Annotated in this window: 16 protein-coding genes; 9 read left to right on the forward strand and 7 right to left on the reverse strand. The window is 56.2% G+C overall.

The window, feature by feature from the left end; all coding sequences use genetic code 11:
* Positions 1 to 229: 229 nt before the first annotated feature.
* Entirely contained in the window at positions 230 to 1,528 is a 1,299-nt protein-coding gene (locus tag THTE_RS08270; protein WP_207651810.1) for a glucuronyl esterase domain-containing protein, read from the forward strand.
* Between the two features lie 14 nt (positions 1,529 to 1,542).
* Here THTE_RS08270 and THTE_RS08275 read toward each other — a convergent pair whose 3' ends face one another.
* The gene (locus tag THTE_RS08275; RefSeq protein WP_168175815.1) at positions 1,543 to 1,986 is read right to left on the reverse strand and encodes a CBS domain-containing protein; all 444 of its coding nucleotides are present in this window, start codon (positions 1,984 to 1,986) and stop codon (positions 1,543 to 1,545) included.
* Positions 1,987 to 2,214: 228 nt separating this feature from the next.
* On the opposite strand from THTE_RS08275, the gene THTE_RS08280 reads away from it, so the two are divergent.
* Positions 2,215 to 3,003 carry a pyrroline-5-carboxylate reductase family protein gene (locus THTE_RS08280; RefSeq protein WP_095414988.1) on the forward strand — a complete coding sequence of 263 codons (789 nt, stop codon included), beginning with the start codon at positions 2,215 to 2,217 and terminating at the stop codon, positions 3,001 to 3,003.
* 6 nt (positions 3,004 to 3,009) lie between these two features.
* Here THTE_RS08280 and THTE_RS08285 read toward each other — a convergent pair whose 3' ends face one another.
* From THTE_RS08285 to THTE_RS08310, 6 genes are all read right to left on the reverse strand, one after another.
* Positions 3,010 to 4,302 (reverse strand): YeeE/YedE thiosulfate transporter family protein, encoded by a 1,293-nt coding sequence (locus tag THTE_RS08285; RefSeq protein ID WP_095414989.1) that lies wholly within the window; start codon positions 4,300 to 4,302, stop codon positions 3,010 to 3,012.
* 42 nt (positions 4,303 to 4,344) lie between these two features.
* Positions 4,345 to 4,884, reverse strand: coding sequence for a YeeE/YedE thiosulfate transporter family protein (locus tag THTE_RS08290; protein ID WP_095414990.1), 540 nt, complete (start codon positions 4,882 to 4,884; stop codon positions 4,345 to 4,347).
* Between the two features lie 69 nt (positions 4,885 to 4,953).
* Positions 4,954 to 5,613, reverse strand: coding sequence for a cytochrome b/b6 domain-containing protein (locus THTE_RS08295; RefSeq protein WP_095414991.1), 660 nt, complete (start codon positions 5,611 to 5,613; stop codon positions 4,954 to 4,956).
* A gap of 54 nt (positions 5,614 to 5,667) precedes the next feature.
* Positions 5,668 to 7,914 (reverse strand): hypothetical protein, encoded by a 2,247-nt coding sequence (locus tag THTE_RS08300; protein ID WP_095414992.1) that lies wholly within the window; start codon positions 7,912 to 7,914, stop codon positions 5,668 to 5,670.
* Between the two features lie 64 nt (positions 7,915 to 7,978).
* A complete protein-coding gene (locus THTE_RS08305) occupies positions 7,979 to 9,424 on the reverse strand; it encodes a tetrathionate reductase family octaheme c-type cytochrome (RefSeq protein ID WP_095414993.1) in 1,446 nt (481 codons plus the stop codon).
* 73 nt (positions 9,425 to 9,497) lie between these two features.
* Entirely contained in the window at positions 9,498 to 9,884 is a 387-nt protein-coding gene (locus THTE_RS08310) for an ArsR/SmtB family transcription factor (RefSeq protein WP_095414994.1), read from the reverse strand.
* Between the two features lie 334 nt (positions 9,885 to 10,218).
* Between THTE_RS08310 and THTE_RS08315 the strand changes: the two genes are divergently transcribed.
* The 7 genes from THTE_RS08315 (at position 10,219) to THTE_RS08345 (ending at position 18,628) form a co-directional block, all read left to right on the forward strand.
* Positions 10,219 to 10,836, forward strand: a complete 618-nt coding sequence (locus THTE_RS08315) for an RNA polymerase sigma factor (RefSeq protein ID WP_095414995.1) — start codon at positions 10,219 to 10,221, stop codon at positions 10,834 to 10,836.
* Between the two features lie 118 nt (positions 10,837 to 10,954).
* Positions 10,955 to 11,743 carry an anti-sigma factor gene (locus THTE_RS08320; RefSeq protein WP_095414996.1) on the forward strand — a complete coding sequence of 263 codons (789 nt, stop codon included), beginning with the start codon at positions 10,955 to 10,957 and terminating at the stop codon, positions 11,741 to 11,743.
* Between the two features lie 47 nt (positions 11,744 to 11,790).
* Positions 11,791 to 12,762, forward strand: coding sequence for a PDZ domain-containing protein (locus THTE_RS08325; RefSeq protein WP_157731936.1), 972 nt, complete (start codon positions 11,791 to 11,793; stop codon positions 12,760 to 12,762).
* 244 nt (positions 12,763 to 13,006) lie between these two features.
* Positions 13,007 to 13,876, forward strand: coding sequence for a hypothetical protein (locus tag THTE_RS08330; protein WP_095414998.1), 870 nt, complete (start codon positions 13,007 to 13,009; stop codon positions 13,874 to 13,876).
* Positions 13,857 to 14,102 (forward strand): hypothetical protein, encoded by a 246-nt coding sequence (locus THTE_RS08335; RefSeq protein WP_095414999.1) that lies wholly within the window; start codon positions 13,857 to 13,859, stop codon positions 14,100 to 14,102. Before THTE_RS08330 ends, THTE_RS08335 begins: the two co-directional genes overlap by 20 nt.
* A 381-nt stretch (positions 14,103 to 14,483) precedes the next feature.
* Positions 14,484 to 15,164: an ABC transporter ATP-binding protein gene (locus tag THTE_RS08340; RefSeq protein WP_237260237.1), complete on the forward strand. Its 681-nt coding sequence runs from the start codon at positions 14,484 to 14,486 to the stop codon at positions 15,162 to 15,164.
* Positions 15,165 to 15,175: 11 nt separating this feature from the next.
* Positions 15,176 to 18,628 (forward strand): FtsX-like permease family protein, encoded by a 3,453-nt coding sequence (locus THTE_RS08345; RefSeq protein ID WP_095415000.1) that lies wholly within the window; start codon positions 15,176 to 15,178, stop codon positions 18,626 to 18,628.
* Positions 18,629 to 18,661 lie beyond the last annotated feature (33 nt).

The raw sequence follows: 18,661 nt of genomic DNA on the forward strand, positions 1-18,661 counted from the left end.
ATCCATTGCACAAGTGAGGACCTCATAGTGAGGCGTTTCCGGTTGAATCCGTCTCGGGCAAGTCCTGATTCTGGTCGGTGCCCCTTCCCACTGGCAGATGAAAAGTGGGGATGAATCACGAGGGTGGAAGTTGCTGTTTCTTGGCCATCAGGCTACACTGGGCACACAAACGACGGGAAATCGGCTCAAGGTTCACCCACAACGACGTACTCTGAGGAAGGTGATCGCCATGAAGACGCGGTACTCGTTACTCTTTGTGTTCGTTGTCGGACTGACGAACTCCGTTACTTTTGCTGAATTGCCACCGGTGAATTACGACGAGAACAAGGTGCCTTCCTACACGCTGCCAGACCCTTTGATGTGCGAGGACGGCACGCGGGTGAGCGACCCGAGCACGTGGTTTTCAAAGCGTCGCCCAGAGCTTCTGCGACTGTTTGAAACACACGTATATGGGAAGGCACCAGGAAGACCCGAGGGGATGTGGTTTGAAGTCCGCGACGTCGACCCCAATGCGTTGGGAGGAAAAGCCATTCGAAAGCAGGTCACGATCCACTTCACACCAAAAGGACAGGATGGCCCTATGGTGGACGTTCTTTTCTACCTACCTAAGGATGCTCCGCGGCCGCTGCCCGTTTTCCTGGGGCTGAATTTTCGCGGCAATCAGGCGATCCACAACGATCCGGGGATTTTTATCTGTCGAAGCTGGGTTCGTGACGGACCGGGCGTCGTGGACCACAAAGCGACGGAAGCCACTCGGGGAACGGCCAGCAGCCGCTGGCCGGTTGAGATGATTCTCTCCCACGGCTACGCATTGGCAACGGCCTATTATGGCGACATTGACCCCGACTTCGATGATGGATTTCAAAATGGAGTTCATCCCCTGTTTTATAGGCCAGGTCAAACCCAGCCGGATCCGGATCAATGGGGATCTATCGGTGCGTGGGCCTGGGGTTTAAGCAGGATCATGGATCTCATCGAGACAGATCCGGAGCTTGACAAAACAAAAGTGGCAGTGATGGGACATTCCCGACTGGGCAAAACGGCACTCTGGGCGGGGGCACAGGATACGCGGTTTGCGATCGTCATCTCGAATAATTCTGGCTGCGGTGGCGCTGCCCTGAGTCGTCGACACTTTGGAGAAACTGTGGCCAGAATCAACACCGCATTTCCCCACTGGTTCTGTGAAAACTTCAAGAAATACAACGAGAACGAGGCGGCCCTCCCTGTCGATCAGCACGAGTTGATTGCTTTGATCGCTCCCCGCCCCGTTTATGTGGCGAGCGCTACCGAAGATCTGTGGGCCGATCCTCGCGGCGAGTTCCTGGCTGCAAAAGCTGCCGATCCCGTTTACCGGCTACTGGGGACAGAGGGACTCCCTGCCGATGAGATGCCGCCCCCCGATCACCCTGTCATGGGCCAGATTGGTTACCACATCCGCACGGGCAAGCACGACGTCACGCCCTACGACTGGGAACAGTACATCAAGTTTGCTGATAAACACTTCGGTCGTGCGACTCCCGGGAAGTAACCGGCCAAAGCCAATCAGCCCTGAATATAGTCCTTCATAAAACGATTCTCCATCGCAAGCTGCTCCAACTGGGCCTTAACAGCATCGCCGATGGAGATAATTCCGACCAATCGGCCATCCACCACCACCGGCAAATGACGAATGCGGTTGTTGGTCATAAGCTGCATGGCCTGCTCGACGGAGTAGTCCGGATGGGCTACGGTCAGGTTGCGGGACATCACCTCTTCCACCCGCACGGAGCGCAGCGGGTGATCCGAGAAAGCGCAGCGGCGAAGGATATCACGCTCGGTGATGATGCCCAGGATTTCCTCGCGGCCCTCGCCAGGATCACGCCGACAGACCACGAGGGCACCGATGTTATGCTGGACGAGTTCTTCCACCACGTCCTGAAGAGTGGCCTCGGGGTGAATGGTATAAACGTGGCTACCTTTGGCCGCAAGAATTTCCTTCAGTGTCATGGACATTCACTCCGCTCGCTGAGGCTTTTCGTTAACCGTTTCGCTATAGCAAGTGTGTCAGTGTCGCTACCATTCTAGCCCGAAAAAATTGTACGGAACAATAGATCGACGCGTCGAGAACAACTCCGGGCGAAAGGGCCGGGGGCCTCCGTGTTGACACGGAAACGGTTTGTTGTAAACTTGCCAAATGTTGCAAGTACTGGCTCGCTTACTAAGAAGGAGCAAAAAATGGCGTACACCCTAGGATTTGCTGGTGGTGGACGAATCGCGCGGATTATGCTTGGAGGCTGGGTCCGGAACGGGGCTGCGATCACCCGCGTTAAGTTTGCGGAACCGGACGACAGTGCCGCGGAGCTGCTTTTGTCCCGTGTGCCTGGCCCCCTTGAAAGGGTTTCTCGGGTATCAGAGCTCGTTGACTGCGAGTTTATCTTTCTGGCTGTCCATCCACCGGCGATTCCCACGGTTACCGCGGAGCTTTCCGGTAAACTGAAGCCAGAATCGGTCGTCGTTTCATTGGCTCCCAAAGTTACGATCAGTCAGCTTCAGCGCCAGCTGGGGGGATTTCCGAACGTTGCTCGGGTCATTCCAAACGCACCTTCTCTTGTGGGAATGGGCTACAACCCGGTCTGCCTCGCCAAGGGATTCCCGGATGCTCATATGGTCCGCCTGATGAGCCTCCTGCAAATCCTGGGGAAAGCGCCGTTCGTGTCAGAATCGCATCTGGAGTTGTATGCACTTCTCACCGGAATGGGCCCGACGTACTTCTGGCCCCAGTTCTATGAACTTCGATCCATTCTGACAAATCTCGGTTTGCCACCTCACTATTTCGAGACAGCCATGGATCAGATGCTGCTGGGAACTCTTGCTGTGATGGAACAATCGTCTCTGTCAGAATCGGATGTGCTGGACCTGATTCCTGTGAAACCGCTTGCTGAGATCGAAGGCACGCTTCGCCAGGCTTATCGAGACAAATTGCTGGCGATTTACGAAAAGATTCGACCGGTCGCCGAAAGTTAAAATCCATCATCCGCCGCAGCCACCTCCGGGGGCCTTGACCGCTTTCAGGAGGCGAATTTTGGGGGTGAATTGACGAAGAGTCACAGACTTTTGATCTGGCCGCGACACGTCAATGTCGGTCCCGGGGGTGCCGGGAATATTCAGGCCAACGGGCACGGCGCCGGTCGGACATTGCCGCAGTTTGATGAATGCCTCGGCGTAGCGAAAGTGCTCGTCTCCCTGCGACCCGAATTCCGGCCCCGGAACGTTGAGATTGCCGGCGAAGTACACATCGCACCAGCGGTTAACGCCTCCGGCCAGAATGTACGCGTTAATGTTGCGGGAAACGGCCAGGTGCTTCCAAGCCTCGATGGCATCCCGCTCGTCATTAGACATGACCACGACGACCTGTTCCGCTGTTAACCGGGGACGCCAGAACCGATCGATCTCCTCGATTGTCGCATGGATCGCGTCTTTCAAATGAAAAAGGTTGTAATCCGATTCGCTTCGAACGTCGAGCAGGATTCTGTCCACCTGGTTGTTGTACATGAGGTCCAAAAGTTCGGCCGGATCAATGAACACCCTGCGCGATTGAATGGCTGCGTCAAGTCGTGCCTTTTGCAGAGCGATTTTTCGCTCGGCGTCTGGCTGGCCAATGACCACCGCGACCAGTGCCAGGACGAGGCCCGCCGTAACAAACGCGCGTAATACGACCGGAGAATTAGCCACACCGGGCACGGGTGGTTTGGCCCACGGAAACCGCTTCTCCGCCCATTCCGCCCCGGCAAAAGCCCCCACGGCCATGAGGAAAACCGCGAGCACAATCGGCCCGGCATCAAGCCCGAGCCACTCAAAGATTGTCACCCGTCCCATCGCGCCGGTGACAGTCCAGAATTCTTTCACATAAGGAGACGTTAGTCCAAAAAGGAAGATGCCTGCCGCCACACCGGCGAGGAAGGCCAGGCCATCGAGCTTCAATGTCGCGGAAGAGACAAGCGATGTTCCAGGACAGTAGCCGCCAATAATAAATCCAATACCCAGTGCTAACCCTCCAGCAACTGATGCGGCCAAATATGTAGGGGGAACGAAGATCTGTTCGAAGTCGATCCAACCGATGGCAGACCCAGCAAACACCAGGAGCATCGCCGTCACAATAGCGGAGAACATCACCTTCAAAACACGCATGTCGGAAAGATAGAACTGCGCAGCGAGATTGCGGCAGTCGCCAAAACCGGCCTGTTCGAGAATGAACCCAAACCAGAACCCGATGACGATCGTGACCAACACGTCGGCAATGCCCGTCACATGCAAGGGGAACATTGTGCCGCCTCCAAAATGTTTGCCGCTCGCTGGATTTGTGGATCAAAGCCAGAATCGCCGAAAAGGATAGGCGAGTGCATATCCCGCAGCGAAAATCATCATCATGAACACCCAACTTCCCAGGGACAGCACGGCACCGCCCGATAACGCCTGTCCCGACGTGCAACCGCGTGCCATGGCGGCGCCCCATCCCATGAAGGCCCCTCCAATGAACGCCAGAACAAGTCGCTGGGCTGGCCTGACCCGTGGTCCGCGACAGATTTCCACACGGCTGCGACCGGAAATAACTCCCGAGACGAAACCGCCAAGCAGCACACCCGCCACCATCCACACGATATGGTTATTGAGCGGATTGGCAAATCCTCCTCCTATCGGTGCAAAATACGGGTTGCGATCAACCGTGCTGGGGGCCACCACCTTGACAACTTGGACGACCAATCGGGCAATTCCACCGGACGCTCCGAGGCCACTTCCAGTAAGCAAAAAGGCCAGAAACAGGACACCTCCGAGAGATACCCCGGCCACGTATGGGTTCCAGTAACGTTTAGTAACTTGATCCTTTGGAGTCGGTCGGTTGGCCATTTCACTATTCTCCTTCAAGACACATGGACCTTTTATCTGGGGTCTTTGTGCCACGGTGTTGCATCGTCCCTATGTAGTTTCATTTTGCTGAACCGGCAGGGGATCACTGCCAGAAGGTCCCTCGACAACTTCGTACCCAGTAATCATCGTCACAAAATGTGCCCAGGGGGTAGGACCCGTCGTTGCCAGGTAGATGTGTGCGAGGACGAATGCGGCAAAAAACCATGCGCCCAGCATGTGGACAGCCGCCAGGTTGCCGATCCCTCCCACGAGGTGTATCAGCTTTGGAGAATACTGCATGAACCAGAGAGCCACACCTGTAACGACCTGAACGGGCAATAGGATATTGAGAATTGCCAGATACGTAATCTGTTGTAACGGATTGAGTCTCCGCTGGCGTGATCGCTGAAGGGGGTGCGGTTCACCGTGGAACATCCCATAGAGATAGTAGCGCAACTGTCGCCAGGCCAAAATGTGCCACTCACGCGGCTCCGGTATGAGTTGCCGGAGCATGCCCGTCGTCAGGTAGTAGAAAAACCCCAGAAAAGCATTAATCACAAGCAGCCATCCCACGACGTTATGCAGGCGGACAGCCGTCGCAAACGGAATGACCCCAGCGCTTCCGGAATAATGCACGGAAAATCCAGTCAAAAGGAGGGTCAGTATCATGACGGCCTGAAACCAGTGCCAAAACCGTTCATACAGCGTATAAATGAGCTCTTTATGCATGATTACACCTCTTGCGCGTGAATAACCATGCCACGTTTGTCGCACCTTGCTATATCAATCCTGGCGACCAATACTTCTGACAGACGACAGGTATGGAACGATTCGAAATGATGTGTGCAACACAATTGCCAGCACGATCCCGACCAAAGCGAGGAATCCAAGCCAGTCCACCCAGTTATGCCGGCTTTTCCCCAGAATGTAAAAGCCTGCTTTTTCCGGGGTCGGAGTCAAAATCAACACGGGGTTTTGAGTTGACGAAGAGATTTGAAGACTGTAAGCCTGCGGAATTCCGCTGCTTGAAACTATGCGGGCCTCCCGCGATTTATCGTCATCTTGAACCTTGCCCAGTGAAAAGCTTTGACCAAGTAGCGAGGACGAACTGTGGCACGTCTCACACTGGCGGATCGCCAACCGTGCCGGCGCCACACCGTGGTGAATGCCGAACGGCCATATTTCGACCGTGTATTCCGGAGAGCTCACGCCGGCGTTTTTCAGTCTCCCGCCAATTTCTGTGGTGGAATAATGCGGCTGGAGGCTCCGGGTTTGCTGATTCGTCGAAAAAACGACAGAGCTCTCGCTGCGTCTGTGGCCGGTATTGTGAGAAACGCCGGAGAGAATGGCCTCCAGGTCCCGCAGTCTCACCGGTCGGGGGCTTGCGCCACCTTCAACCCAGTAACTGGCTCTCACGAGATTGTATGGTCCAAGTCTGAGTTCGCCGTCCACGGCCTTTCGCGGAAGAATCACAGGCCGAAAACCCGTGATCAGTGGGACGGTGGTCGACGTCGACGAGGTGACTCCTCGCCACTCCAAAAACGGTTGACCGTTGGCGGGGGCAGACCAATCGATCGCTTCCAGAGCAGGCGCATAAACCGCGGGAATGTGACATGTCTCGCATTCCAGTCGGGCGAGGTGCACTGCTCGGAAAGGCAACCACTCATGGGCCGCGGTGGCGTCGTGACAGTCCCGACACGTTCGCATTGTGCCGGTAAACTCGGGAGCAATCTTTCCCTGGGCAGTATCACCTTTGGCAAATTGATGACTGGGACGCTCCAGATACTCCGCGAATGACAAACGCCGAGGTTCGAATCGGAGGTGCTTTGGCCGACCCCGCGCGGGCGGCTCAAAGAGGGCCGGATTGTCGAGCGAAAAGTGACAGTGTCGGCAATCCAGAAGGGATGCCGCATGAATATCCCACGGACGAACCAGTGTCTCCTTCCCAGCGATGTTCAGTTCCGAGTCACTAATCCGCTGCGGCGAGAATATCTGGCCCTTTGTGAGTGTCGACCAATCAGACCAGCTTATTTCCAGGCACGAGAGTTGTTCGTGGGCGCTGACGACTTTTCCGTGACACTGGCCGCACTGCTCGGCGGTGGGGCGTTCGATTCGGAAAGCTTGAGCAACCACCGCACCGCGTTGATCGAACGCCTGCTTGTTGTATTCCCATTGGGTACCCTTGCGTACCACCGCACCGGTACTGGCGAGAGTGGCCGTCACAGCCCAGGCAAAACGCCCGGCTTTAATTTCTTCGATTCGGGAAGCACTATCTGGCGAGTGAAGATGGCACAAGAAGCAGTTCATCTCCAGTGTGCCTGAACTGCCCCAATCCCATCGCACGGGTTGATTACCGGACAGCGTGGAGATCAAGTCGGGATCCCAGGTTAATTCTGATTGGCTACCAGGTGATGACGAAGCCATCGCGTCAGGGCCAGACTTTTCCACCTGAGGTCCGCCAGCGGGCGTGTCGTTTGGTGTTGCTGCTTGCTCTGGAGAATGGCCGCCCCGCTTCGTGAGCAGTTGGTGGCCAAACCCGAATTGCCCTAGCCGACCACCCACATATCGGAAGCCGTATGTGCGGAGCCAGTCCGCAAGTCCCAGATCAGGCTTGCTTTCGCCGGGTGGGGACAAGCGTTGATAGAAAAACGGTGTCCACCCCCCTACCCCACCGCTTGTGTAATCCCAGGCGTGAGCGACACGTTCCGACTGGCCCGGTCGAAACCACCGCCTGATTCCCAAATCCGCATGATAACAATGATTGCTTATGTATTGCGCATCATGACATGCCCCACATGTTCGCTCTGCAGAGACAGGTTGCCCGCTGGCAATGACGTTTTGGCCGTTGGCATCGAGAAGACGCACCGGCCGGTGTGTTATCTCAGTGAGATTCTCCTGGCGTTGCGATTGCGCTACCTCAGCAATGGCCATGCACCGGTCTGATGAAAGCATCATCAACGGGAGCACCGCCGCCCAAACGGCGCTGCGCTCGAGGACTCGCCGGACCCAGTTTCGCTTCGTCGTCCCCATGGTGGCAGATCCTTCAATGGTCGAAGGAATGATCGCGAGTTGTCTTGCTCAAGTGTTCACAATCTTACCGTTCCACAAGTCCCGTCATTTCTCGATCACCCCGAAACATCGGGTCACCATCGTATCCCAGTGCTTTCCAGTTGAGTCGCCCACCTGGTCCATGGCAATCGGCACACTGCAGGGCCCGTTCTTTGGGCTGAACCATATGGGAGAGTGGCCAGTACATTTCGGTGTCCACGAAATCGTACTGACCGCTGTACGGCAAACCCGTGTCCTGGCTGCCGAGGCGGCAGGCCAGGTCCCAGTTGAATTCTGTCCAGTAGCCGCCCGGTCCCCAGGTGCGGGGCGTGAGAAGATAAAGATACTGTTTGTCGTAGATCTGCCTTCCCCGATGTACTTTGAAGGGCCAGATTTTGGCTTCGGGATCTCCGGGACCTCCCAGAGGCCGATTGATCTGGACCACGCGAGTGGGATCGATTTTTTGCCCGGTCAGATAACGCTCTCCACGACCGTTGTACCAGTAATACTCGGGATTGATATTCTGTGCGTAAATAAATCGCCCTTTCTGCTTTAAATAGACGTGCGGATCCTCGGGGATATCGTCGCGACCGGCAGCCGACCAATCCCAGTACATCTTGGTCGGCGCATCGATGGCCATCTTGGGGATGTGGCATGTCTGACATGCTACGGTGGCGGTGTGAAAATCGAGCCTTTCATTGCCGTGCGGCTTTTCGCTATGGCAATCCGTGCAGAAAACCCGAGCGGGTTTCTCGATACATACTGACATGGCGCAACCGGGGATCTGATGTTTCTGCGTTCGATGGCAATCCACACACTGGAATTTCAAACGCCCCATGTGCACGTCGATTCGCTCCGGAGGATAGTACATCGTTCCATCAAGATCTCCGTGCTTGACGGCATCGGCACCACCTCCCTTGAAGTGGCATTGGCCGCAATTGAGTCGAGTGGGGCGCCCCACACTCCGCGCAACCGCCATCAGGTCCACGTCTGGTTTGGGAAGCCCCGCGAGTCCTTTTTGATAGGTGTTGGTCTGGTCGTGGCACACCAGGCAATCCACGTTTTCCTCCCGGCTGAAATCAAAATGAGGATCTTTCCAACCGTATCCTGCATGGCACGCCGAACACGCCTGAATATTGGGGAGGGCCGCGATGCAAAAGTTATTGATGAGGTTCAACTTGCCGACGTGAATCGTTCCCCCGGTTTTAGGGTCCTTAACCTTTTGACCGGCCCAGGTCCAGTGGTCTGTCGCCATAACCTCCCGGGCAGAGTTGGGGTGACAGGAAAGACAAACCTTGGTGACTTCGGGCCCCGTCTTTAACCCTGCAGGTATAAACGGGGTATGATCCACATGATGGGGCGGGGGTGGGACGTGCTTCCAGGGATTATCAGGTCGCTCCCGCTTCTCTAGTCGGGAAAATTGCCAGCCCGCAAGGCCCAGCCCAGAGATGAACACCGCGATACAAACCCCGACAAGGACGGCACCCCGCATGACCGTTGCTCTCCTTTTTCATTCCTTCAGGGGTTTTCAATCCAGCGCTGCTTATATCTTGTTTCATGTGTTTCTACAAGCTGCCCGATGCTGGCGGGAAAACTCCTCCGGATTCGCTGTTTTCTGCGGGCATCTTGAATCGCTCCTGAACGGCCCGAGGAAGCGATTGCTCAATCATACTGAGAACGGTCTGCCGCAGCAGATCGATTGCTTCTGCCAGGCGAGGATCAGCAAGACGGTAAAAAATTTGCTGACCCCGGCGTGCGGTCTTGACCACGCCTGTCTCCCGCATCAAACGCAGATGCTGCGAGGCGTTCTGGGATGCAACTCCGGCTGCGTCGGCCAGTTGAGTCACAGTTTTTTCCCCTTCCCGGAGCAGACAAAAAAACTGCAGTCGCGTCGGATGCGACAGAAGATTGAAGAAGTTGGCGAGAATCTGGCATTCGTCGCTGGGAAGCATGGGCAACGATCCTCTTTTGTAGCTAATACGTACTTCTATTCAATTATGTTCGAACATTCGCACCTATGCAATACTCTTATGGTGCAGATTCTGTGCATATTTTTTATGAAACTTTCGATAGGCACTTGTATCTTGGGTGTCACCGGTGTGGCCATTTTACCCCCGCGTGGTTTTCAACGTGCGCGGTGGTCTGCCTTGTCGCCCACATGCCGTCTGCAGGGTGGCAGTACGGCGGTCTCTCATTGCATACTGACCCCGGGGGACGTGGCATGTCACAAGATCGGCCGTGAAACACCTCAGGGCCGTTCGGCAACCAACTCAATAGAAGGCGACAATGGGTACCGAACTCGATCACCGACCACCCGACGGTGGAAATCCCCACCGTTCGGCAACTGTCGATTGGGAGGCCGCACTGGCACAACATGAGCGCTGGTTGCGGGCGGTTATCTATGCGCGGGTCAAGGAGCCCCATGCAGTGGACGAGGTCATGCAGGAAGTCGCATTGAGTGCCGTCCGTCAGAAAGCTCCCTTGCAGGACCCGACCAAGGTCGCCCCGTGGCTTTACCGTCTTGCGGTGCTCAACGCCCTGATGTATCGCCGTAAGCTGGGGCGACGGCGCAAGTGGCTCAAGCGGTACGGGGAGGAGCGGCGAAATCATCCCCCTGCCGAGCCAAATCCTCTTGACTGGCTGCTGGCGGCGGAACGTGATGAGATTCTCCACGCGGCATTGCGAGCTCTCCCTCCGAAAGATGCAGAGATGCTTTTACTCAAATATGGACAGGACTGGAGCTATCAGGAGATTGCCGACCACCTGGGCATAAGTTTTTCGGCGGTGCAGACAAGGCTTCATCGCGCTAGGCGGCGACTTCGCGAGGAGCTTCACAGAATTTCCCAGACTGGATTGGCCGACGAGGCGTCCGGTCAGGGTAGAGTCGTTGATGATCCATGTTGACCTGGAGTGCAACACTGGGCACTGGGTCCCACATCGGTGCGAGGGTGAATGCTCAGGAGCAAATAAATCCAACGTAACGGCAGTGAGACGTGTGAGCGGTTTGTGCGAGATGACTCGGATGAAGATAGATCAAGACCTTATTGACAGATTGGTTGATGGCGAGGTGAGTGAAGACGAGCGGCGCCGCATTGTGTCGGCCCTGGCTCATGACCCAGAACTCTCCCGACGGGTTGCACTGGCCTTTTTAGAAGCGCAGGAATGGCGTCGGATCTTGAATGCGGCGGCCAGTGCTTTAAGTTCGGAGCAGGGTACGGTAACCGGGGCTCGACCGACCGGACTCGCGGTTGCGCTCGCCGCACCTGAAAAGTCAGGCGTCACCGACGTTCGATCGCGCCCGGCTCAGAACTTACTGCGGCGTTATCTTGGCACGTTGGTAGCGATGGCGTGCAGTTTTGCCCTTGTGTTTGGAGCTGTCTGGTGGATGGCGCAGCCGCGCCAGGAGAAAACGGTCTCCGCAGGGTCAGAAGCTACTGCCGCGGCAGCAGGCGCTGCGCTCAGCCCGGGGCAAAGCTTAATCGCCCAGAGTGCCCCGAGTCAGGGGCAGGTCGCAAGCGCGGGGAAACCTGCTGCGACCCCGTTTCAAATGGTGGCCGTTCCGGTAGCGGTCGGCAATGACGGTACTCTCACATCAGTGGATATTCCCGTCATTCCAGTAGCCGACGGAGAACAAATCAATCTCTGGCCGGACAGTGTGGTCCCCCCGGAGGTGCTCGATGTTCTCCGAAAAAGTGGACACATCATCCGGCAGCAACGTCACTTGATGCCGGTATCGCTTCCTGACGGCCGGCAAACAATCATTCCTGTCGACCAGGTGGAGATCCAAATGCCGGAGCACAATGTTCGCTAGGTTCGCTAGATGTGTGATTGCAGACGTTCAGGAAAGGAGGAATGACCATGAGTCGAGCCGTAATTAGAATGACCAGGGGCATGACGTGGGTTTTTGTGCTGGCGAGTATCTCGGGTCTAATGGTAGCCGGGGGTCTCGCGCAGTCTGCCGAACCTGCCCCGGGAATCTCGGTCACCCGGGTAGTGGCAGCACCTTCTGAAATCTGGATTGGCGTTGTGGTGGAGCAAGTCCCGGAAGCCCTGCGGGCCCATTTGGACCTGCCAAAAGATCAGGGACTGTTGGTCACGAGTGTGGCCAAAGACAGCCCTGCTGAAAAAGCCGGGATCAAGGTACACGATATCCTGCTGGAGGCAGCCGGAAAGCCGCTGACTACACCTAGTGATCTGGTTAATCTTGTTCAGGAGAAAAAGGATAAGCCGATCGAAATCAAAGTGTTTCGGAAGGGAACGACCGAGACCGTAACGGTTACGCCGGCGCCTAGGCCTGCCGGGGCCTGGGAATTTCCCCCACCTTTTCCTGGAACTTTCGCAGACCCCAAAGCGTGGGAGAAATGGTTGGAATCTTTCCGCCAGCGTCTTCCCGGGCAGCCGCCGCTTGTGTTTCGATTTTATCATCCTGGGGTGATCGTTCCGCCGGGCGAGTCCCTCAACATTCCCAAAAACATGACAATCGTGATTACCAAAGAGGGCGACAAACCGGCGAAGATTGTGGTGCAGAAGGAGAATCAAAAATGGGAAGTGACCGAGAATGAACTGGACAAACTTCCGCCTGACGTGAGACCCCATGTCGAAAAGATGCTCCGCGGAAGTGCTCGTCCAGGGGTTGTGGAAGTGAAGCCGGCGGTGCCTCAGGAGGGGGTGCCCAGGGCGCTTATCCGTCCCTGGCGGGAACCCAGCACAGAGGCTGAAGGACGCATGGACAAACTGGAAGAGAAAGTTAAGAGCCTCGAAAACCGACTGAAGACACTCGAGAAAAAACTGGAACAGTCGCAACAGCCGGAAGGAAAAGCCGCTGAATGATCTGTTCATAATTCAGCGGCCCGGGTGTACCTCGCAACACCCCGGCCGGGATGCAATCGAGCGGTGTTTGCACAGTCGACGAGACGGCAGCCGTTTGACATTCCGACCGGGGTGTGATTATACTCGGAACGTAGACCGAGTATGAGAAGAAAGATGTTGTGCCGGGGAAAATTCCCGCGGACGATGAAGTTGTTCCCATCCAGCGTGGATTTGCAGCCAGGGGATTTGAAGGAAGGTTGAGCTTATGAATCTCATCGGCAAGATCTTCGTGGTTCTTATCTTTGTGATGAGCATTGTGTTCATGAGCTTTGCGCTCATGGTTTATTCTGCCCATGTCAACTGGCGCGAAGTCGTTGAGAACCCCAAGGAGGCCCCCGGCAAGCCTTTGGGATTGCGCCTCCAGGTGCAAAACCTCCGAAAGGAGAATGACGCTCTCAGAGCCCAGATCGATGAACTGACGAAGAAACTCGACGCGGAAATCGCTGACAAGCGAGCGCAGGTGGCCAAGCTGGAGCAGGAGCGTGATGATCTTCAACGGGAACGCGACCAGCTTATGCAGCAGGTGGCGCAGTTGACACAACAGGCTCGCGACGCGGTTGCGGCGATGGAGGCGGCTCACCAAACCCTGGCCAAGAGAACCGCGGAGGTAGATGATCTGCGCAATCTGCTGCGGCAGGCTGAACAAGCGCGGCATGACGCGCTTCTACGTTTGGTCCAGAGAACCGATGAACTTCATCAGGTGGCAAACGAATTGCGGGTGTTGAAGGATCGCTCCGTGACTCTCGCCGATGATCTCGCGAAGGCCCGAGAAGTGCTGGCGAAGTTCGACCTCAAGCCCGAGCCGGAGCTCTATCAGGACCGGGCCCCGAAAGTAGAGGGCGTGGTCCTGGCGGTTCCCGGCAATGGATTGCTGGAGATCTCAATTGGTTCCGATGATGGGCTTATGAAGGGACATAAACTGGACGTATTCCGCCTGGGTAACGGGGAAAATAAGTATCTCGGTCGAGTGGTGGTCGTCAGAACCGAACCCGACCGGGCTGTCTGTCAGGTCATTCCCGAGTACCAGAAAGGTCCGATTCAGCAAGGAGATCGCGTTGCAAGCAGCCTCCAGTAGTCCATTACAATATCGGCCGCCTCGGGTAGACATTTATACCGTGCTGCTGGCGATCGCGCTGGTGGCCGTGATCATCGGCTGTGTGTTTCTGTACCTGGAAGTGGCCGATTATGGAAGTCCACCGTATCCCGAAGGTGGCGTGGTTCTCAACAATCCAGCGGTGCGGGCGATTTCGCCGGCGCTCGAAGGAACATGGTTGTCCCCGCTGGGTGAGTTGACCGCTTAACAGCGTCCGCCGGATTCCGGTGGGATTGTGCCCGCCAAAGATAGAGATCAGGTTGATAGGCCCCGTTGTGGGGCCTTTTTGTTTCGGGGAACCGGGCCTCGCCTGTCGATTGGTAACACGGGAGCTTCTTGCCAGGTCAGGCCTCCATCGGTGTGCACTCCGAACGTTCTTTTCCGCCTCTTGTTTATTTCCTCGCGTTATTCCCCTGCCCGGCGATTTGTCTTGCTTCGGGTTATCTCTTGCACGTCTTGGCGTGACATTGAGTCAGGGAGCCCTACTGAGGGAACAGGAAGTGGTTTTGCACAGGTGCTGTGATAGTTGTATAGTGAGCGGTAGCTGAGATTGCCCACGTGACCACTTTTCAGGAACCGGACAGCGGATATGACGGTGTTAGCGGTCCAGGGACTCAAAAAGGTGTACCCTTCTCCGGGACAGCCCCTGTGCGTTCTCAATAATGTGGAGTTTGAACTTCGGTCGGGAGACCGCGTGGCGATCTTGGGACCAAGCGGCTCGGGCAAGAGCACTCTTTTGAACATCATCGGTGGATTGGACCAGCCCACGGAAGGCCGTGTGGTGGTGGACGGCCAGGTCGTCTCGGAGATGCCCGAGAGGGAGCTTTCTCGCTATCGAAACCGAACCGTCGGGTTCGTTTTTCAGGACCATCATCTCTTGCCTCAGTGCACAGTTCTGGAGAACGTCCTAGTGCCGTGCTTGGCATCCGGATCACCCCAACAGGATGACGTCAACTGGGCTTTGGCACTTTTGGATCGGGTAGGCCTGAAAGACCGCGTTTGGCACAGGCCGGGTGAACTGTCGGGGGGTGAACGTCAGCGCGTCGCGATAGCGCGGGCTCTCATCCGGCGTCCCGCTCTCATCCTTGCAGACGAACCTACCGGCAATCTCGACCGTTCAACCGGGGAGCAAGTAGCCCAATTGCTTGTTGAACTTCACCAAGAGCAAAACAATATCCTCATTGTGGTGACTCACAGCGAACATTTGGCTGGAGTAATCGGAAAGCAGTGTCGACTGGAGAACGGCCAGCTCAGGTGGGAGAACGTCTGAGACCGCCTTTTATGAACCCGATATCCCCAGCTTTCTCGATCGGAAAATTGGTTCGTCAGACACTGTGGTATTTTTCTCGGCCGCTCATCGGTGTGGTTCTAGCGATTGCCGTGACCACAGCCGTGTTGGTGGGGACCCTTGTGCTGGGCGATTCTCTTCGCGAGAGTCTGCGCCACCAGGCTATCGATCGCCTTGGCGCCGTAGACGACGCTCTTTTCGCTGCGGGGTTCCTCCGTCAACATTGCACGAGTGAGTGGCAAAAGCGGAGCTATGTATATTCGCAGATCGTGCCCATCATTCGTGTGGCGGCTTCACTCGAGAATTCCTCGGGCAACGGCGAGAGGACTGCCCGTGCCAACGGCGTGCAGATTATCGGTTGTTCGGCAGATTTTTGGACGTTGGGTGTGGCAAAACCCGCTCGCCATCCGCAAGGACGGGAAATCGTTCTGAACGAAAAATCCGCGGAATTACTTCACGCGAAGATCGGTGATCGAATCATCGTGTGGTTGCCGGTCGTTCGCGGCATTCCGGCGGAGAGTAGCTTTGGGCGGCGCGCCGATGTGGTCAAGCCTTCAGCCGTAGCTGTCGTGGACATCGTGCCGAATGAGAATCTGGGGGCCTTCCAACTGGCGGGGTCGCAGGAGATTTCTCGTAACGCGTACGTCGACCTGGCATGGCTGGCGGAGGAAATTGATCAGCCCGGTCGCGCCAACGTCGTTTTGTTCTCGAGAAAAGCCGAGTTTTCACACGATACAGGGAGGGCCCTTGCCGAACTGGAGCAGCTTCCTCTTTTACCCGAAGACTACGGTCTCCAAATAACCAGGACACGAAGGGGATATCTCCTTCTTACGACGGAGAGGTTGATCTTCGATCCAGTTACCGAGAAGGCGGTGACAAGCCATCTGACAGATGTGAAGATCCAACGGGTATTCATCTATTTGGCAGAGCGAGTGACTTCGCCCGATGGGGAGGCCTGGTACGCGACTGTGGCGGCTGTTCCGATTGTGTCTGATCCGCCCTTTGGTCCTTTTTTGGATATGGCGGGCCACACAGTCACCACGCCCGCGGAGGACGAATGCGTTGTCAACGAATGGCTGGCAGAAAGATTGAAAGTTCAACCAGGCGAAAAGATCACGATTACCTATTTCGCGCCCGAAACCCAGGGCGGCGATATCCGGCGGGAAAATGCTTCTTTGAGAGTGAAAGCCATCGTCCGTTTGCAGGGCGCCGCTGCGGATCCAGAGCTTGTGCCCGAAGTGCGTGGCCTGACTGACAAGAGAACCATCGCGGAGTGGGATCCCCCATTTCCATTCGACCCCGCTCACGTCACGCGCGAAGACGAGGATTACTGGGCGCGATACCGAGCGACCCCCAAGATTTTTGTTTCGCCCAAGTTTGCCGAAAAATATTGGGCCAGTCGTTATGGGAAAACCACGGGCATTCGTGTTCTTCCGACCGACGGGCTCGATGAACAGACGCTGCGTGCTCGGCTGACGTTATCTGTTGGAGAGCTGGGCTGGCAACCCCAACCGGTCAAAGAACAGGCCCTCGACGCTTCTCAGGGTACCACACCCTTTGATGTGCTCTTTCTGGCATTCAACCTGTTTGTAGTGGTGGCCAGTTTACTGCTGACCGGGCTCCTGTTCGTGCTCAATGTGGAGAAGCGTGCCAACCAACTGGGACTTGTGCGAGCCGTGGGTTGGCCTCGCGCAAGAGTTCTCCTTTGGCTTCTTGCGGAATCTTCAATTCTGACCGCGGCCGGAGTTTTAGGGGGAGTTTTGCTCGGGGTGGGGTATGCGAAAATTCTTATCTGGGGACTGCATACGATATGGCTTCCGGCGTTAGGCACCCCGTTTCTTCACCTCGCCGTGACGCCCTCTGCGGTGATACTCGGCATTCTGCTGGGCGTTGCGTGTTCTCTTGTAGTCACAGCCTTCATGACATGGCGGTTCCTCCACTTCACGCCTCAGGCCCTCTTGATGGGGACGTGGGCCACGGCGGAAACTGTCGGGGCAAACCGTGGCAGAAAGTACGGACAACCCATCGGGATTCTGCTCGCCGTCATTGCTCTTCTGGGGGCCATCCTTTTGGCTGGAGTGGGGTTCGTTGGTGACGAGCGGACTCAGGCAGGCGCCTTTTTCGGATCGGGGGCACTGATGCTTTTCGGTCTGTGGTGGGCACTGGTCCTGTGGTTCAGGGGTTGCCTGCGAACGAGGGCCTTCGTCCGCCGGATTGCCGGTCTTGCTGTCAGAAACCTCGGGAGGAATCCCACGCGGTCGGCGCTGAGCACCGTCTTAATGGGCCTTGCGGTGTTTTTGGTCATTTCGGTGAGTAGTTTTCACATGGATGTCAGCGACCGCGGACCCAATCTCACCAGTGGCGATGGCGGATTCTGGCTCATTGGTGAAAGCGATCACCCAATTTTTTCCAATTTAAATAGCGTCGATGTCAGACGTTCTCTGGGTTTACATGAAGCGGATTTGGCCGAGTGGAAGAATGTCCGTATCTACGCGCTGCGTCGTCGCGCAGGAGAAGACGCAAGCTGTTTGAATCTTTATCGCACGCGCGAACCCATCGTTTTGGGGGTCGGGGATGATTTCATTGCTCGCGGCGGCTTCCGCTTCACGTCCGTGCTGAAACCAGCCCAAGGAGTAACCGCGGGCAATGCCTGGGAGTTGCTCAAGCGGCCACCTATCTTCGATCGAAGTGGCGTGATTCATGTGCCCGCCATCGTTGATGATGCAACAGCGAAGTATGCCCTTCAGAAATGGCGAGGTGTTGGGGAAACGTTTGAGATTGCCTTGCCCACAGGTAAGCGAGTCGCCTTTGAGTTCGTGGCACTTTTGGATAATAGCATTTTTCAGGGGCGAATTCTCATTTGGGAGCAGACCTTTCGCGAGCTTTTCCCGGACGTGTCTGGCTACCGATACTTTCTCGTCGAAATCCGGTCATCTGATGTCCACGAGTTGAACACAAGCTTGGTGACAAAGGTCCAAGATTTTTTGGAGAAAAGCTTTTCCGCCGAAGGCCTGCAAATTGTCTCCACCCGAGAGAAGCTGCGGGCGCTCTACGCGGTACAGAATACCTATTTGTCCACATTCCAGTCCCTGGGCGGATTAGGACTTCTGCTGGGCACCATCGGTCTGGGAGCCGTCGTCTTTCGCGGGCTAGTCGAAAGGCAGAGGGAAATAGCCCTGCTCCGTGCCGTAGGATTTTCGGCCGGTCGGGTACACTTAATAGTACTGCTTGAAAATTTGGCCGTACTTCTGCTCGGGCTCGGAATCGGTGTGATTTCCTCCCTGCTGGCTGTGGCCCCGCAGCTTTTCTCGGGCCGCGGCCACGTGCCGTGGCAAACAGCCATGGTCGTGGGGGGACTTATGTTGCTGATCGGCCTTGCCACAGGCCACATGGCTGGCCGATGGGTCGCACACCAACCCCCGGCCATGGGATTACGGCGCGAATAACCTCAGATTCCCTGCCAACAACAGACGACAGAT

This window comes from Thermogutta terrifontis (assembly GCF_002277955.1).
GTDB lineage: Bacteria > Planctomycetota > Planctomycetia > Pirellulales > Thermoguttaceae > Thermogutta > Thermogutta terrifontis.

Coding starts and splice junctions, on each gene's coding strand:
- THTE_RS08295 (WP_095414991.1), bottom strand. CDS start 5,613: ATGCATAAAGAGCTCATTTATACGCTGTATGAACGGTTTTGGCACTGG.
- THTE_RS08310 (WP_095414994.1), bottom strand. CDS start 9,884: ATGCTTCCCAGCGACGAATGCCAGATTCTCGCCAACTTCTTCAATCTT.
- THTE_RS08270 (WP_207651810.1), top strand. CDS start 230: ATGAAGACGCGGTACTCGTTACTCTTTGTGTTCGTTGTCGGACTGACG.
- THTE_RS08280 (WP_095414988.1), top strand. CDS start 2,215: ATGGCGTACACCCTAGGATTTGCTGGTGGTGGACGAATCGCGCGGATT.
- THTE_RS08315 (WP_095414995.1), top strand. CDS start 10,219: ATGGGTACCGAACTCGATCACCGACCACCCGACGGTGGAAATCCCCAC.
- THTE_RS08345 (WP_095415000.1), top strand. CDS start 15,176: ATGAACCCGATATCCCCAGCTTTCTCGATCGGAAAATTGGTTCGTCAG.
- THTE_RS08330 (WP_095414998.1), top strand. CDS start 13,007: ATGAATCTCATCGGCAAGATCTTCGTGGTTCTTATCTTTGTGATGAGC.
- THTE_RS08290 (WP_095414990.1), bottom strand. CDS start 4,884: ATGGCCAACCGACCGACTCCAAAGGATCAAGTTACTAAACGTTACTGG.
- THTE_RS08285 (WP_095414989.1), bottom strand. CDS start 4,302: ATGTTCCCCTTGCATGTGACGGGCATTGCCGACGTGTTGGTCACGATC.
- THTE_RS08325 (WP_157731936.1), top strand. CDS start 11,791: ATGAGTCGAGCCGTAATTAGAATGACCAGGGGCATGACGTGGGTTTTT.
- THTE_RS08275 (WP_168175815.1), bottom strand. CDS start 1,986: ATGACACTGAAGGAAATTCTTGCGGCCAAAGGTAGCCACGTTTATACC.
- THTE_RS08320 (WP_095414996.1), top strand. CDS start 10,955: ATGAAGATAGATCAAGACCTTATTGACAGATTGGTTGATGGCGAGGTG.
- THTE_RS08340 (WP_237260237.1), top strand. CDS start 14,484: ATGACGGTGTTAGCGGTCCAGGGACTCAAAAAGGTGTACCCTTCTCCG.
- THTE_RS08300 (WP_095414992.1), bottom strand. CDS start 7,914: ATGGGGACGACGAAGCGAAACTGGGTCCGGCGAGTCCTCGAGCGCAGC.
- THTE_RS08305 (WP_095414993.1), bottom strand. CDS start 9,424: ATGCGGGGTGCCGTCCTTGTCGGGGTTTGTATCGCGGTGTTCATCTCT.